Genomic DNA, 16640 nt, shown 5'->3' with positions numbered 1-16640 from the left:
AGCCGTTCATTTGAACGGCTTTTCCATTTTCTAGAGCTACATGGTGACGGTCAAAGCAAGCGCATTGGAATCCACCTTCGCGTACCTAACGCGCATAACGTGTTTGGCGGCATTAGTATCAACAAGGCGAGAGATCACTCCCTTACGAATCCACACTGATAGCATGGCATCCACGCCATCCTCACTTAGGCCGAACTTCTTCGCGAGATCGCGTTGAGAGGCACTGCCCTGCTGGTCAATAAACTGCTTTAACTCGACAAGAATCATGCAACTTGTACCTCTAACTGCTGCGACTGTTTGTGGCCAACGGCTTTTAATCCACGGTAAGTAATAAAGCTGACCAATACAATAGCAGAGATCCATGCCGCACTCGTTGCAGGGTGGTCAGCGAAGTGTGTTGCTTGGTAATAAAGCGTCGCCCCACCGTAAGCAAGCCCCATGGTCCAGACGGCAATGAAACGCGCGTACTTAGCACCAAACTCTCGTACATATGCACCCATAGCAGCAACACAAGGTGTGTAAAGAAGGATGAAGATTAGATAGGCAAAAGCAGCATTACCAGATACGAAATGACCTTTTAGGTTACCAAAGATAGAAGCGTCAACCTCTTGCTCTTCAGCTACTGCACCGCTGTCTGTTAAATCGCCCACTTCAATACCTAGTGGATCTGAGTAGTTCAGACCAGCCAGATTATCCGGAATCGACATAACCGCTTCTTCAAGGCTTGCCATCAAGTCGTACTCTGCAGATTCCTCATCACTTGGAGCATAAAGGCTATTCAACGTACCCACTACCGCTTCTTTGGCAAAGATACCGGTAATGATACCTACAGTCGCAGGCCAGTTATCTTGCTCAACGCCAATTGGGGCAAATACTGGAGTGACAACTTTAGATACTTTAGAAAGTACTGAGTTCTCGCTGTCTTCATTACCAAAGCTACCATCTGTACCCACAGAGTTCAGGAAGCTTAGGATCGTCACTACAACTACGATGGTTTTACCCGCACCCAACACAAATCGCTTAAGCTTCTGCCAGGTTTTGATTACCACATTACGCATAGTAGGAAGTTCGTAATCCGGCATTTCCATCACCAGACTATCACTTGAACCTGGATACAAGGTGTTCTTAAGCACTAATCCGGTCATAACAGCAGCCACGATACCGAGAATGTAGAGAGAGAAAACCACGTTCTGGCCACTTTCTGGGAAGAAGGCAGCAGCAAACAATGCATATACTGGTAAACGCGCACCACAGGACATAAATGGTGCCATAGAAGCCGCCAGCTTGCGCTCGCGCTCTTGATCCAGAGTACGAGTTGCCATGATAGACGGAACGTTACAGCCGAAACCAAGCACCAAAGGAACAAAGGCTTTACCCGGTAGACCAATCTTCTGCATCACTTTGTCGAGCACAAACGCTGCACGAGACATGTAACCAGAGCTTTCAAGTACCGCTAGGAACAGGTACAGACAAGCGATCACTGGGATGAATGTCGCGACGGTCTGCACACCACCACCAACACCATCAGCGATTAAGGTTACTAACCAGACTGGTAAGTGGTCATCTAACAAGTAGTGTCCACCATCAACCAGTAAGGCACCGACACCGATATCGAAAAAGTCGATGAATGCGCTACCGATGTTGATCGAGAACATGAACATCAGGTACATCACAACAAAGAAGAACGGTACACCGACCCATTTATTCAGGATGACGTTATCCACTCGTTCAGTGAAACTGTGGCTCAGTTTGCCTTCACTACGACGCACTTTCTGACACTGTTGATGAAGGAAGGTATATTTCACGTCTGCCACCAGCAGGTCAATGTCCAAATCAACTTTGCGTTGCTCAGCGACGATTTGCTCACGTTCATGCTGCGGTAGACCGTTAAGTACCAACAGATCGTTTTCCAGAGAACGAATAGCAAGAGCTCGTGCAGATACTTCAGGCTGGTCGACAAACACTGGTTCAAGAGCGGTAATAGAGGCTTCGAACTGCTCTCCATAGTTAAGACGAAGTTCGTCAAGGGCAATGCCCTGCACCAGTGCTTTATGCAGACGCTCTTTCAGTGACTGAACCTGAGATCGATTGTTTGCCGATATAGCAAATACCGGACAGCCCAGCATTTTTTCCAGAGCTTTGATATCGATGGTTTGGCGTTCACGTTTTAACGCGTCCATTTTGTTCAGTACCACGATCATTGGGCGACCCAATTCACGTAGCTGCAGCGTCATGTACAGACTGCGCTCTAAACTAGTCGCATCAACCACATTAATGATCAGGTCAGCCGGATGAGTAAGAACCGCGCGAGAGGCAATCGATTCGTCAATACTGTTGCCATCGTTACCACTGTCGAGTGCGTAGATACCTGGTAAGTCAGTTAAAAGGAATTCATCGCTAGAGTGGGTGTACTTACCTGTTTTCTTTTCTACGGTTACACCAGCCCAGTTGCCGACCTGCTGCTTAGCGCCAGTCAAACCATTAAACAGAGTTGTTTTACCGCTATTAGGGTTACCGACGGTGAGGATCTTGTACTCCATTATTTAACCTCCACTGCAATAGCATCTGCAATGTTGGTTCTTACTGCGAGAGAGACGCCGCGCACTTCAACTTGAAGTGGGTCGCCCATTGGCGCTTTGCGAATCAGAGTAACAGTAGTGTCAGGAAGTAATCCCATTACCATCAGTTTTTTTCTTACGTCATTGGAAAGCTCAGAAAAACCTTTAATGGTCGCTTTTTGCCCTTGTTGTAATTGTGAGAGTTTCATAAACAGGCCGTCTATAATTTAAATGAGAAATATTTTTATTACCGCTCTCAATACTATCCCTCCTATATGTAACAGATCTTGTCTGAAATCAATGTTTGCAAGTATAAGAATGTTCAAAACGTTAAAAACAACAACGTCAATTTCGTCAAAAACAATCCTTACTCATCACGTTATCTACTCACTCAATCGATAACCCGATGAAGCTAAAAACAAAACAATAATAAAAACAATCAGTTAAGTAAATTGTCGTTTTTCTTATGCAAGATGGCGTTAATTTTATAAGTAAAAAAAGTCGCCCTCGCTATAGTTAATCACGTCCACAGGGTCATCCCTTAGACAACATTGAATTCCAGAGGTGGTGCACTCAGCGCCACTCCGGCAGCAAGCGAAGGTGTCATTGGCACCCGTGGTATAGTCCCCCCGGCTATGCCACGATATTTTTTTTCTTATCCCAGCTTATCAGCTAACATTTCACACATATCCACATCAGTGATTTACGTATACTGTCTATTGTTGGACTGTATTCTAAAGGTCGTTAGAAGCTTTCTCTTTGTTCAACAAACTGGGTCGGTGAGACACCAAAACGATGTTTAAATCGCTGGCTAAAGTAGGAAGGGTCATTGAATCCGCACTCAAAAGCCACATCAGAGACTTTTTCGCCGGCAAGCAAGCGACGACAAGCGCTATCAAGACGAATTTCGGTCAGGTATTCAGTAAAGGTTTTATCTAATGCTGATTTAACGCGGCGCTGTAAACTACGTTCAGAGACAAATAACATTTTGGCAGCAGATGATGTACTGAAGTCGGGATCAGCGTAGTGGTTGTTAACCAGGGCAATGACTTTTTCTAACCAAGGGTCCTGGTGTTCTAAGTCTGTATCGCTCTGGTCATTATCATCAACGACAATCGAATTCTCGGCAAATGCTTCACTAGCGCACCATGTCATTTCGAGCAGGTTACGTTCCTCAGATGTATGTATGGTTAGTGCCCCACCACTCTTCTCAACTAACGTTGCGACACTTTGCATCGTGACATTAGCACTATCCATCCCTTTACCCTGATCGAGCATCGAAAGCACCACCTGTTCATTTCGTAGTGCCAGTTGTATCACTACTGATTGATTGCGATAACAGCGCTGTACTATCCCATCAAACAGTAGGTTAAACACTTCATCCAGATTAAAATTGGTCAGACTGACAAACAGGTCACGTTCGGCTTCCACTTCAACCGTTATTCCGGCTTTCACCAGTTCCTCTTGCCAGCCACTGAGTACTGATTCGATGATGAGTGTCAGATTATAAACAGGCAGCGCTTGCCCGTTGGTCGAACGCACGTTAACCAGCAACTCCAACTCCCGATTTAAGAAGTCGAGTGTTTTCTTATTACCTAAATCATGCTGTGGAAGCGTCGTAAGCCTCTCTTTGAGCGCATTGACTGACTGAGTAAATATCAATTTTCTTACTTGAAGCTGTTTACGCAATTGTTGGTTGTTACTCAGCAAGATTCGACTTTGATGGCGTAACTGATTGGTCTTAAGTGCCACTTGAGCTTTCAACACTCGGTTTGCCTTGGACATGATTCTAGATCGCCAGTAGGCAGTCGTAGCCAGTAATAGAATAGCTAAAACGATATATCCAATAATGGCGTAGATGCTGAGAAACCATGGCGGCGAGACAACAAAATGATAGCTGGCACTGCGACTCTGTAATGTCCCGTTATGTAATGCCCGCACCTCTAGCTGATAGCTGCCCGGCATCATATGTTCCATTGTTAAGGTATTACCATCGAGCAACTGCCAGTCTGAGCCATCCTCCAAGCGGTACTCTAAGGTAACGTCATTAGCCCGGGGAAAGACTCCAAACTGGAAAAAGACCGACTCACTATAACCTAACCGCAACGGTTCACTGACCGTATTAGCCAGTGAGTAAAGTTTTTGATTACGTTTTATCTGACTGAAGACAACCTGTATCTGAGGTAGCTCACTGCTAATCAACTGACTGGTATCAATCTTGACCATACTGGTGCGTGACCCGAATAGTAGAACCTGTTCACTATCACTGCTGTAGCTACACAGCCCGGCAACGAACTCGTTACTAATCAAACCAAAAGGTTCACCATAGTGCTGGCGTAAAATGCCACTATCACTATAGCGTGATAGCCCCCCTGACGATGTCAGCCAGACGCCATCCTGATTTTTTAACAGACACTTAGGTGTAATGTGGTCATCCACCATAGCGATCGGTTGCGCTTGCTCTTTGTATAGGTCGAGTCGGTAAAGACCATAACGGCTCGCAATCCACAGCTCACCCTCGGCTGGCTGTTCGACATCGATCACTTCACCAAAAGGAATACTTTCACCAACAAAACGTACTTGGCCATCTTTCAGAATGTAGATCCCATGCTCAGTACCCAGACTCAGATAACCTTGGGAGGTGACAAACATATGGGTCAGCTGAGCCGGGAGGAACTTTTTAATCATCCATTCAGAGCCAAACTGAATCAATTGCCCGGTGGCTAAGTTGTAATTCCATAGCTGATTTTTACTTGCCCCCCAGACGATATTGTTCTGGGTAACTTCGATGAACCGAACACTGGTCTGCTTAAGAAAGTTAGGTAAATCATCGTCAATCACCTCTCCGCTATCCGAGTCGATACAGACGATTCCTTGATCAGTAGCCAGCCACAGGATGCCATCTTTCTCTTCCACGTCATGAACGTTACCCTGATAGATCAACTCTCTGGCGCCAGCACCGGATAGATCCAGACGATAAACATTTTTGTTAGTCAGCATCCAATAACCATCGCTACTCTTTCGGCGTAATAGCTTAGTCAACTTCTCTTTATTGCTAGTGAACGATAGATACTGGGTCGGATAACGGTCGAAGTTAGCAGAAAACTGGGAAAAATAGCGCACACCACGGTCGGTCGCGATCCAAATTCCACCAGCTTTGTCATTGAGCAGCGAATAGATTTTTTCTCCGGCCAAGCCATTACCGGCCCAGACACCCTGCTCAAAACGACGCGTTTCCCCTGTCAGAAAGGAATAGACAAACAACCCTTTCTCGGTACCAATCCAGTATTCATTGTCGGTTTCAGTAATACTTAAAACATGGTTACCGGCAATTCTCTGGATCGGATGATTAGGTCGCTCAATGTCGAAAATCAACACACCATTTAATGAACCAACCACTAACTGATTGCGTTTTTGTGAAAAATGGAGCTTCTCTACATAGTGACTGGCGGAACTGGCTACATGTTCATAGGTGTCACCCTTAGAGAGGTATACGCCGGCATTGGTCGCTACGACCCAGCGTGAATGGATAAACACAGCATCATTAATCGTAATTGTGGAAGACTGATTATATTGATACAGAGGGATAAGAGAGAAAGTTTGAAACTCGCCGCTATCAACATGGTAGGTATAAAAATTACTCTCATCAGCGAGCCAGATAAAGCGTTTGCTAGAACCAATTCGTTGAATTTCGGTCCCCGGAGTCAGGCTAAACACCAACTCTTTTTCCTGATTAGGAACCGTTCGATAAATCTCATTTTGGAAGAAGGTCCAGAAAGCATTATCAGTAAAAGCGACCTGTTCTGCGTCGTGGTCAAGTGCAGAACCAAGCTCCGGTGTAATCGCCTGACCATCAAAAAATAAAATTTGGTTACGGACATCCTGTAGCCAGATACCACCACCCTGCGCGGTAAAAAGTTGTTTAGCCGCAAAAACCTTACCCTGTGCCTGTGTCGGCAAAGGATAAAAGACAGTGGGCGAAAGATTAGATGCTGAAGAAAATCCCGAAAACAACAGCAGTAGCATCAACAGCAGCGAGCGTTTATTCAATTGGCTTGTCCCTAGCAGCAAAAATGATCACCAGCATTGGGGCTGATGTATGGCTCATGAGTGAACCTGAAATTATTTTGTGCCAACAATTATCGGAGATTTAGCAAGATTAACAAGCGGGTATGTTATTTAAGTGACGAGTTTTCCAATCAGTTCACAGATGTACAGACAGCCAAAGGGAGTTGCTCCCTTTGGCTCGATAAACTAATTAAGGCTGTAGACAGTTGCTGAAGCTATCGGCAAGATTCTGTTTTAGTGTGAAGTAACCACCTGCTGCGACTTCAACGTCACTACCGATTGGGTCAAGCACACCTACCTTAGCCTTACTTCCCCTCGTCACTGACTTAACTACTGCTGGCGTGAACTGAGGTTCTGAGAATACACATTTCGCTTGTTCACTCGCCAGAGCCTTACGAATTGAAATCAGAGTTTTCGCACCTGGCTTACGGTCTGGGCTGACGGTGAAGAAACCCAGTTGGTTAAGACCGAAGTCTTGCTCAAAGTATCCGTAAGCATCGTGGAAGACGAAATAACCAGTCTGTCTGACACTACTGAGCTGTGTATCAATCGCTTGCTGCTGAGCAGTCAGCTTTGATTCGAACTGCGCAAGGTTTGCGAAGTAGGTTTCAGAGTTTGCTTTGTCTACCTCTGCCAATTTGTGTGCAATCGCCTTAGCCACTTGTTTGGTTGGCTCGTAACCTAACCAGAAATGTGGGTCATGGCTACCATGATCGTGTCCATCATGGTCGTGATGATCGCCCTCATACTCTCTCAGTTCTAAACCTTTAATATCGCTCAGAGTAAGAACGTTGCTTTGCTGTTCAAGAACTTTGGTCAGGAACGGCTCTAGGTCATTGCCGAACCAGATAACTAAATCAGCCTTACGGATACTTTTTACATCTGAAGGTCGCAGAGCATAATCATGCGGAGAAGTATTGGATGCCAGTATCACATCAGGTTGAGAGGTATTGTGCATGATTTCTAAAGCAATCAATTGAATAGGCTTAATACTGGTTAGCACAGTAGACGCATGAGCCACAGAGTGGCTTGCAAACCAAAGTGTACAGACAATTAAAAAACGTTTCATAGCTAGCAAGATTACAGACTGGTTTAAAGGAGCGACAAATGTTACATTATAACATCAGACAATTGCAAATGAGTTCCATTCATGCCGACATTGGTCGAACTTAAAGATATCTGCGTACAATTCGAAAATCGAAAGGTACTCGATAAGGTTAGCCTACGCCTCAATCGCGGCGAAATCACTACCCTTATTGGCCCCAACGGAGCGGGAAAGTCGACACTTGTAAAAGTTCTACTTGGATTACAGCGTCGTTATAGCGGCAGCTTAATCAAAACGAAAGGAATCAAAATTGGCTACGTACCACAAAAGCTTAAACTCAACGACACTCTACCCCTTAATGTAGAGCGTTTTTTACGCTTAGCAGGAAAGTATAGTCAACAAGAGCTGATTGACTCACTCAAACTGGTTGGCGCTGAGCATCTATTGAACAGTAATATGCACTCGCTATCGGGTGGCGAAAATCAACGCGTCCTGCTTGCCAGAGCACTGCTACAGAGACCAGACCTTTTGGTTCTTGACGAACCAGCACAAGGTGTTGATGTGCAGGGACAAATAGACCTTTATGATCTGATTGATACTATCCGTCATCGCTTTAACTGCGCCGTGTTTATGGTGTCCCATGACTTGCATCTGGTGATGGCAAAAACCGACGATGTTATCTGCTTGCACCACCACATATGTTGTTCAGGCGCGCCAGCAGATATAGCTCAGCACCCAAGTTATATTGCTCTGTTTGGTCACAGCCACCAGCAGTCTCTTGCTTTCTATCATCACCAGCATGATCACCATCATCACGATCTAGCAGGTGAGCCAGTCTCTGGTGAAGGCGCACAATGTTCTCACCATTCGCACGGTCATCATCATCATGATTGAGTTTCTCTTACCTTCTGTTCTTGCTGGCTTAGGCATCGCAGCCATCGCAGGCCCACTTGGTTCATTTGTCGTCTGGCGACGAATGGCTTATTTTGGCGACACCCTTGCTCACGCCTCTCTGATGGGGTTAGCACTCGGGCTTTTACTTGATATCAACCTCTATCTGGCTCTAACCGTTTGCTGTTTAGCGTTGGCTGTACTGTTGGTCACACTACAAAGACAGCAGCTGGTCGCAACCGATACGCTGCTGGGTATCCTCGCTCATAGTGCACTCTCTTTGGGCTTAGTCGCCGTCAGCTTTCTGGACAATGTGCGGATCGACTTGATGAGCTACCTATTTGGTGACTTACTCGCTGTCACTTCGCAAGATCTGGTTTACATCTATATCGGCGTCGTGGTCGTATCCGCTGTATTAATGATTTTCTGGCGTTCGTTACTCTCAACAACCGTCAACGAAGATCTGGCGGCGGTTGAAGGTCATAACGTTGACTTAATGCGTCTGGTACTGATGTTATTAGTCGGCTTAGTGATAGCCATCGGCATGAAGTTTGTCGGTGCACTTATTATGACTTCATTACTTATTATCCCGGCAGCGACTGCACGTCGCTTCGCCCGTGCACCAGAGCAAATGGCACTGTTTGCCTCTCTGATTGGCGCTGTTGCTGTCCTTATGGGTCTTAGCCTCTCATGGCACTACGATACCCCTGCAGGACCTTCTGTGGTGATTAGTGCCACGGCGATGTTTATGTTGAGTCAGTTAACGCGCGTGAGAAGTTAAAGGGCTGGATAACTGGATATTTTGAGGGGTTGGCGTATTGCGCCAACCCTTTTTATTTGGAGAGCTAGAGAGCTAATTTATTTGCTCTCTTTAGGAACAAGTCCTATCAACACCTTCACGACCAAAAGCTCCATTATTTTCCTACCAACACCCACCTCCAGCAGGGCGAAGCTCGATCTCAGAGTGAAGCGTTCTGGTTCTCTTCATAAATAAAAAGGGCAGACTGAACAAACAGTCTGCCCTTTAAGAACTAGAGTATTATCTCTCGTCTTTTAGACGTAAGTCCCTAACAAAAAAATCAGTGTCAGAGACTTACTCATCAGCTATAAGACGCCACCTCTCGAAGGACGAAGTCCGCTCTCGATTCTCGGAGCGAAGCGTTCTCCTACGCCCCTTCGTTATGCAACTCTAAGTTAGCCAAATCCTGCTGGATTTCACGCTGAATCTTAGCGTCATCACCACGTAGTGACTCCAAGAAATCTAAGTAGCTTTGGTCGATGTCACCAGTAACATATTCACCGTTGAACACTGAAGTTTCGAACTTAGCAATATCGGTATTACCCATGCCAACGGCTGCAACTAAGTCTTCAAGTGTTTGGAAAATCAGTTCATCAGCGCCAATCTGCTTACAGATTGAGTCGTTGTCACGGCCATGAGCGATCAGTTCGCTCGCACTTGGCATATCGATACCATAAACATTCGGGAAACGGATTTCCGGAGCCGCTGAAACCATAAATACTTTCTTAGCACCTGAATCACGCGCCATCTCAATAATTTGCTCAGATGTTGTACCACGTACGATTGAGTCATCAACCAGTAGTACATTCTTATCTTTAAATTCGGAGCGAATAGCATTTAGCTTGCGACGTACTGACTTCTTACGTTGCTGTTGGCCCGGCATGATAAAAGTACGGCCAACGTAGCGGTTCTTAACGAAGCCCTGACGGTAAGGAATATCGATCGCTTGAGCAATTTGCAGGGCGATATCACATGATGTTTCTGGAATTGGGATAACCACGTCGATATCAAGGTGGCTGTACTCGTCACGAATGCGTTCGCCGAGCTTTTTACCCATTTCAACACGTGCGCTGTACACTGAAATTTTGTCGATAAATGAGTCTGGTCGAGAGAAGTATACAAACTCAAAAATACACGGGTTAAGTACAGGGTTGTCTGCACACTGTTTAGTGTGTAGCTGACCATCGAACGTCACGTAGACCGCTTCGCCCGGTGCAACATCACGAATAAAGTCGAAACCAACAGCATCAAGAGCTACTGATTCAGAAGCTACCATATATTCGGTCGCACCGTTAATGTCGCGTTTTCCCAGGCATAGAGGGCGAATGCCGTTTGGATCGCGGAATGCTACCATCCCATGTCCGATGATCATGGCAGTAACTGCGTAAGCGCCACGGATAGTACGGTGAACGTTAGTCACAGCACGGAATACATCTTCTGCCGTAACATTACCTTTTACTGTATCGATTTCATGAGCAAGTACGTTAAGCAGTACTTCAGAGTCTGAAGTCGTATTTACATGACGACGATCTTTCTCAAACAGTTTTTCACGAACTTCTGCTGCATTGGTCAGGTTGCCATTGTGCGCCAGAGTGATACCAAATGGTGAGTTTACATAGAAAGGCTGAGCTTCCGATGCACTAGAACTACCTGCAGTCGGGTAGCGAACATGGCCAATACCAACGCTGCCTTGTAGTCTTTGCATGTGTTTTGCTTCAAACACATCCTTCACTAAACCGTTCGCCTTTCGCAGACGAAAACGATTGCTTTCTATGGTACAAATACCCGCGGCATCTTGGCCACGGTGCTGCAATACCGTCAATGCATCATAGATAGACTGGTTTACAGGCGAAGTGCCCACGATTCCAACAATACCACACATGTCTTAACCCTCGATTTTCGACAATGGCTGGCGCGTTATAGCGCGCCAGATAAGAAACTAGACGTTGCTTGTAAGTGTTCGAAGAAAGGGGCAATGACGCGGCTAAATTCCGGCACCAGTTGAGACCCTTTCCACCACTCAGAGTCTGGAAACGATGTAAACGCATCCATAAAAAATAGTGCTGCGGATACAATCAGAACACCACGTAAGCCGCCAAAGACAACTCCAAGCACTCTGTCTGTACCTGACAGCCCTGTTTTCTGCACCAATTGGGCGATAACGTAGTTAACGATCGCTCCAACTATTAGCGTAGCAATAAACAAGGCTGCAATTGCGGCTCCGTTACGAATCATCTCATCCTGAATATTGGAGAAGTACACCGCCAGCTTGGCATAGTACTGACTGGCGATAAAAAAGGCGCCAAACCAAATTACTAATGAGAGAGCTTCTTTAGCGAAACCACGCACTAAACTGATCAAAGCCGACAGGCCGATCACACCTAAAATGACTATATCTAACGGATTCATTCTGTTCTTACATCTTAAGTTGGCGCGCATTTTAACAGAAAAAACGCTGACGCAAACGTTTTCTTATGGATTTAGTGGCTTAAATTTGAGCAATTGGCCTTTTGAGCCAGTAATTTTTTCCAGTTCTAGGATCTGGCGCTCTAATTTACTCTTGGATACATCTGGGCCGATAATCACTCGGGTAAAACCATTTTCAGGCTTAGTATGAGCTTGATAACCGCGCTTCTGCAGATCCTTAACTAAGTTTTTAGCATTGTCGGCATTCTTAAGAGCCATTAGCTGAACGATCCATGCAGTATCCTGATATTCGTTTCGTTCAGGGACCTCTTTCACTACGACCGGCAGTGGCTGATCGTCAGCAACACCTTCTGAAGCAGTTTCGACCACTTCAATCGGCGTCTCAGGCAGACTCTGTGAATCATCAACAGGATCAAGGATTTCGAAGCTTTCCAACTCGCTATCCAGTTCAGGTTTGAGCGGAATGCTTGCAATCTCTTCTTTATAATGCGTTTTTTTGCCGTCTAGAACATCTGGTAACACGATGACACCAACCGCTACAAGGATAATGGTGCCCACCAGACGATTTTGAAACTTACTTGCCATTTATTCTCCTTTGTTCTGCCAATGCTCGAGAACTTCTCCGACAGTATGGAAAGAGCCCACAACAAGGATGACATCTTCTGCTGCCGACTTTGTCAGTGCGGCTTCAAATGCGTCCACAGGCGTTTGGTACTGCGTGGTTTGCTGCGGTAAAAACTGACATAGCTCTTGCGCGCTCGCAGCACGTGGGCCTGTCAGAGACGCCGGATACCAATGTGAAGCAACTGGCGTCAGTGCTTCCAGCGTCGATTGAATGTCCTTATCATGCAACATAGCGACCACAGTATGAATAGTCTTATTCTGATATTGCTGAGCGACACGCGTCACCAGATATTCCGCAGAGTGCGGGTTATGAGCCACATCGAGCAAAATAGTCGGTTGTGTACTTAAAACCTGCATTCGACCCGGCAACTTTGCATTCTCGAGGCCCTTAACGATGTTAACGTCGCTGATATCCAGATTAGCTGTCGCTAATGCCATCAGTGCAGTTGCGGCGTTTTGTAGCGGCAAGTTGGGTACTGGCAAGTCATCAAGCTGATATGAGCCATGAACCCAGCTCCAGGTGTTGCTATCTGTCAGCTGATAGTTGTACTGGATCTCAACCTGATACAGCTCAGCACCAATATCATCAGCATGAGCTGCGACTGTTGCCGGAGCTTTTGGCTGACCACAAATAGCTGGCTTACCAGTGCGGAAAATACCCGCTTTTTCATAGCCGATGACGTTAATGTCATCCCCTAGCCAGTCAACATGGTCAATCGCCAGGCTGGTGACAATCGAGACATCGTGATCAACGACATTTGTTGCGTCTAAGCGGCCACCCAGCCCAACTTCTAGCAGAACAATGTCCACTTTTTCAGTTTGGAACAGGCGCAGTGCCGCTAAAGTACCGTATTCGAAAAAGCTTAAACTGATTTCACCGCGCTGCGTCTCAATAAAGTCAAACGCTTGGACATGCTTTTCGTCCGCGAGATCCTGACCGTTTACTCTCACACGTTCGTTGTAGCGAATCAGATGGGGTGAACTGTAGACACCTACTGAATAGCCTGCATCAAGCAGAATCGCTTCCATAAGCGCACAGGTAGAGCCCTTGCCATTGGTTCCGGCAACAGTAATTACAGTAGGAGCAGGTTTGGTAAGATTTGCTGATTTAGCGACGGCTTGGACACGTTCCAGACCGAGGTCGATAGCAGAGGTGTGGATGTTTTGTAAATAATCAAGCCACATCGATAGTGGAGATGTGGCTTGAGGAATTTGGCTTTGACTCATCTAACTTTAACCAATTGATTGTGGTTGCTTGTTAGTGAGTTACTTTACCCTTTTTCGTCCGCTTCTGGTACAGAATAAGCAGCTTCATTTGGTGAATCGTTAACAGAAACCACCAATGGTGATGGTTTATTGTTCATCTTCGCCATCAGGCTACCGATACGCTGACGCATTTCACGACGATCAACGATCATATCAATTGCACCGTGCTCTAACAGGAATTCACTGCGTTGGAAGCCTTCAGGTAGATCTTCACGTACAGTCTGCTCGATTACACGACGACCAGCGAAGCCGATCAGTGCTTTAGGCTCACCAATGTTGATGTCACCTAGCATTGCCAGACTTGCAGATACACCGCCCATTGTCGGGTCAGTCATTACCGAAATAAACGGTAGACCTTTTGCAGACAGACGCTCAAGCGCTGCACTGGTTTTCGCCATTTGCATTAGAGACATTAGTGCCTCTTGCATACGAGCACCGCCACTTGCAGAGAAACAAACCAGACCACAGTTGTTTTCCATTGCGGCTTCAGCTGCGCGCACAAAACGTGCACCAACAACAGAGCCCATTGAACCACCCATAAATGAGAAGTCAAAAGCACAAGCAACAATAGGCTGGCCCAGAAGCTCACCTTTCATAACAACAAGTGCATCTTTCTCACCACTGCTCTTCTGAGCAGCTGAAATACGATCTTTGTATTTCTTCGAGTCTTTAAATTTCAGTTTGTCTTGCGGCTCAAGCTCGTCAGCAATCTCTACACGATTATCTTCGTCTAGGAAAGTCTCAAGGCGACGACGCGCTCTCATACGCATGTGATGGTCACATTTCGGACATACTTCTAGGTTACGCTCTAGTTCAGCGTGGTAAAGCACCTGCTCACATGATGTACATTTGGTCCAAACCCCTTCAGGAATAGACGCTTTACGTGAACTAACAATGTTGCTTTTTTCTAAAATCTTTTCAAGCCAACTCATGGAAGACCTTTTCTCTCTACTCCCGCGCTCAATGCGAAGGATACAAATTCTGAATTTACGCGTGAGGATTAAAGCATATTAAATGCCAAGTGTAGACAAAAAACTGGTTGTACCTATTTCCTGGCTCAATTTCTCACACACTAAAGCTCTGATTCATTCGACAATTTAACACGAATTAGTTCAGATTATCTGGTAAAAAGAGTGGCCCAATCGGCACTCTTGGCAATTCAAATTCTTCAGGGTAATCAACGTCTACCAGATAGAGACCTTCCGCTTTTGCAGTCGCCCCTGCTAACTTGCGATCTTTCGCAGCTAATAGCCACTCAATCCATTGCGGCTCCTGCTCTCCACGGCCAACGCAGATCAGGCTACCTGTGATGTTACGTACCATATGGTGAACAAATGCATTGGCTTTGATATCAATCACTACATATTGACCATGACGCGTCACGTTAATATGCATCATATTGCGCCATGGGCTTCGCGACTGACAATGCGTAGCACGGAACGAAGTGAAGTCATTCTCACCCAGTAAATACTGAGCTGCCTGATGCATTTTCTTCTCATCCAACTCTCCGTGGTAATGACTGACACCAGAAGAAAGAATTCCCGGACGTAATGCACTATTAAATATGATGTAGCGGTAACGGCGAGCTGTGGCTGAAAAGCGGGCGTGAAACTCTTCCGGCACCTCTTTTGCCCAACGAACAGCAATATCATCAGGTAAGTTAGCGTTCGCTCCCATGGTCCACGCGACCATTTTACGCGAGGCTGTGGTATCAAAATGAACCACCTGACCGGTACCATGAACGCCTGCATCTGTCCGTCCCGCACACTGGACTTCAATGGGATGGTTAGCAACGATACTCAGTGCGTGTTCTAACTTCTCTTGAACACTTTTCACTTCTCTTTGGCGTTGCCAGCCAAAGTACTGAGTACCATTGTATTCGATGCATAAAGCAATTCTCATCGGGATGTTCTCACAGGATTGATTGACCTAAGAATGGGGCGGGAAGTATATACCAAAAAACAAGGGGGCTAAACTGCCCCCTTATCAATTAAACGATTAACGATTGTTAAGCGTGTCGATTAAGTTTTTCGCTTCACGACGGATTTCATCACTGCCATCAACTATTGCTTCTTCGAGTAGCTTAATCGCGCCCTGCGCATCGTTCATTTCGATGTAGATTTTGGCTAAATCAAGTTTACCAGCAGCTTCAGAGTTGGCATCAACATCCGTATGATCACCGATGTCACCAATCACATCAGGGAAATCATTTAAACCAACATCAAGTTTAAGTTCATCATCGATCTCCTGCTCTTGTTCCGATTCAACTTCAGCCATTAACTCATCAATGGTGCGATAGTTGTTTTCCTGAGGATTAAACTCCTCAAGATCTGGTTGGTTTTCCCAGTCTTCATCGAGAATTTGCGCCTGCTCAGGAGCATTATCTGCAGACCAGATATCCTGTTCGTCTTCAGGGATATCATCCGAAATTGTTGCCTGCTGTTCAGGTGAAAGACTAAAGCCATTCCAGTCCTCACCAATTTCGAGCATGGCTTCAATATCCATACCGGCACTATCGGAAGTCGTAGCGTCAATCGGTGTATCAAACGAGAAGCCACTGTGCTGCTGCTCATCTTCAGCTAACAGCTCATCAAACGCTTTTTCATCGTAGTCTTGATGTGCCATATCCAGAGCGTCGTTGCGAGCCGCACTCTCGGCAGGAATTTCTTCCAGTTCAGGCAGTTCAACCGGATCGAGTTCAAAATCGTCATCCTGCTCTGACAACTCCTCTGTCAATGGCTCTAGATCAGCAAGCGCATCCTCTTCGTTATATTCCGGTAGTTCAAACTCATCAAACTCTATCGGCTGCTCCTCAGACTCTAGTGTCTGAGGTTGCTCAACAGCTGGCGCATCAGCTTGTGTCATCTCAGCTAACGCGTCTTCCTCACCAAATTCTGGCAGGTCGAAGTCGTCCAGATCCAGGCTCTCATCAGCACCCTGCGGCGCTTCTAATTCCGCTTCT

General features: G+C 46.0%; 14 protein-coding genes. 2 read left to right on the top strand and 12 right to left on the bottom strand.

Features of this window, described 5'->3' with window-relative positions; genetic code table 11:
• Nucleotides 1–36: 36 nt before the first annotated feature.
• The 5 genes from RH46_RS11210 to znuA form a co-directional block, all read right to left on the bottom strand.
• Nucleotides 37–267, bottom strand: coding sequence for a FeoC-like transcriptional regulator (locus tag RH46_RS11210; protein ID WP_006879561.1), 231 nt, complete (start codon nucleotides 265–267; stop codon nucleotides 37–39).
• Nucleotides 264–2540, bottom strand: a complete 2277-nt coding sequence (gene feoB, locus RH46_RS11205; RefSeq protein WP_006879560.1) for a Fe(2+) transporter permease subunit FeoB — start codon at nucleotides 2538–2540, stop codon at nucleotides 264–266. The genes RH46_RS11210 and feoB overlap by 4 nt, the downstream gene beginning before the upstream one ends.
• The gene (locus RH46_RS11200) at nucleotides 2540–2767 is read right to left on the bottom strand and encodes a FeoA family protein (RefSeq protein WP_006879559.1); all 228 of its coding nucleotides are present in this window, start codon (nucleotides 2765–2767) and stop codon (nucleotides 2540–2542) included. Before RH46_RS11200 ends, feoB begins: the two co-directional genes overlap by 1 nt.
• Before the next feature lie 535 nt (nucleotides 2768–3302).
• Nucleotides 3303–6584: a helix-turn-helix domain-containing protein gene (locus tag RH46_RS11195; RefSeq protein ID WP_040895695.1), complete on the bottom strand. Its 3282-nt coding sequence runs from the start codon at nucleotides 6582–6584 to the stop codon at nucleotides 3303–3305.
• 232 nt (nucleotides 6585–6816) lie between these two features.
• A complete protein-coding gene (znuA, locus tag RH46_RS11190) occupies nucleotides 6817–7695 on the bottom strand; it encodes a zinc ABC transporter substrate-binding protein ZnuA (protein WP_006879557.1) in 879 nt (292 codons plus the stop codon).
• 81 nt (nucleotides 7696–7776) lie between these two features.
• Between znuA and znuC the strand changes: the two genes are divergently transcribed.
• Both znuC and znuB read left to right on the top strand, forming a co-directional pair.
• Nucleotides 7777–8565: a zinc ABC transporter ATP-binding protein ZnuC gene (gene znuC / locus RH46_RS11185; RefSeq protein ID WP_006879556.1), complete on the top strand. Its 789-nt coding sequence runs from the start codon at nucleotides 7777–7779 to the stop codon at nucleotides 8563–8565.
• Nucleotides 8558–9343, top strand: coding sequence for a zinc ABC transporter permease subunit ZnuB (gene znuB / locus RH46_RS11180; protein ID WP_006879555.1), 786 nt, complete (start codon nucleotides 8558–8560; stop codon nucleotides 9341–9343). Before znuC ends, znuB begins: the two co-directional genes overlap by 8 nt.
• A gap of 385 nt (nucleotides 9344–9728) precedes the next feature.
• On the opposite strand, the gene purF is transcribed toward znuB, so the two are convergent.
• The 7 genes from purF to RH46_RS11145 form a co-directional block, all read right to left on the bottom strand.
• Nucleotides 9729–11243, bottom strand: coding sequence for an amidophosphoribosyltransferase (gene purF / locus RH46_RS11175; protein ID WP_006879554.1), 1515 nt, complete (start codon nucleotides 11241–11243; stop codon nucleotides 9729–9731).
• A 35-nt stretch (nucleotides 11244–11278) separates the two neighbouring features.
• A complete protein-coding gene (locus tag RH46_RS11170) occupies nucleotides 11279–11770 on the bottom strand; it encodes a CvpA family protein (RefSeq protein WP_006879553.1) in 492 nt (163 codons plus the stop codon).
• A 63-nt stretch (nucleotides 11771–11833) separates the two neighbouring features.
• Nucleotides 11834–12373 (bottom strand): SPOR domain-containing protein, encoded by a 540-nt coding sequence (locus tag RH46_RS11165; RefSeq protein ID WP_006879552.1) that lies wholly within the window; start codon nucleotides 12371–12373, stop codon nucleotides 11834–11836.
• Nucleotides 12374–13639: a bifunctional tetrahydrofolate synthase/dihydrofolate synthase gene (folC, locus tag RH46_RS11160; protein ID WP_006879551.1), complete on the bottom strand. Its 1266-nt coding sequence runs from the start codon at nucleotides 13637–13639 to the stop codon at nucleotides 12374–12376.
• Nucleotides 13640–13683: 44 nt separating this feature from the next.
• Nucleotides 13684–14610, bottom strand: a complete 927-nt coding sequence (accD, locus tag RH46_RS11155; protein ID WP_006879550.1) for an acetyl-CoA carboxylase, carboxyltransferase subunit beta — start codon at nucleotides 14608–14610, stop codon at nucleotides 13684–13686.
• A gap of 175 nt (nucleotides 14611–14785) precedes the next feature.
• Nucleotides 14786–15580 (bottom strand): tRNA pseudouridine(38-40) synthase TruA, encoded by a 795-nt coding sequence (truA, locus tag RH46_RS11150; protein WP_006879549.1) that lies wholly within the window; start codon nucleotides 15578–15580, stop codon nucleotides 14786–14788.
• A 96-nt stretch (nucleotides 15581–15676) separates the two neighbouring features.
• A partial coding sequence (locus tag RH46_RS11145; protein ID WP_006879548.1) for a FimV/HubP family polar landmark protein occupies nucleotides 15677–16640 on the bottom strand: 964 nt, incomplete at its 5' end.

The organism is Vibrio brasiliensis LMG 20546, assembly GCF_000189255.1.
In the GTDB taxonomy this organism is placed as follows: Bacteria; Pseudomonadota; Gammaproteobacteria; order Enterobacterales; family Vibrionaceae; genus Vibrio; species Vibrio brasiliensis.
The sequence above is the reverse complement of the archived record's forward strand: the minus strand, read 5'-3'. Positions and strand labels throughout refer to the sequence as shown.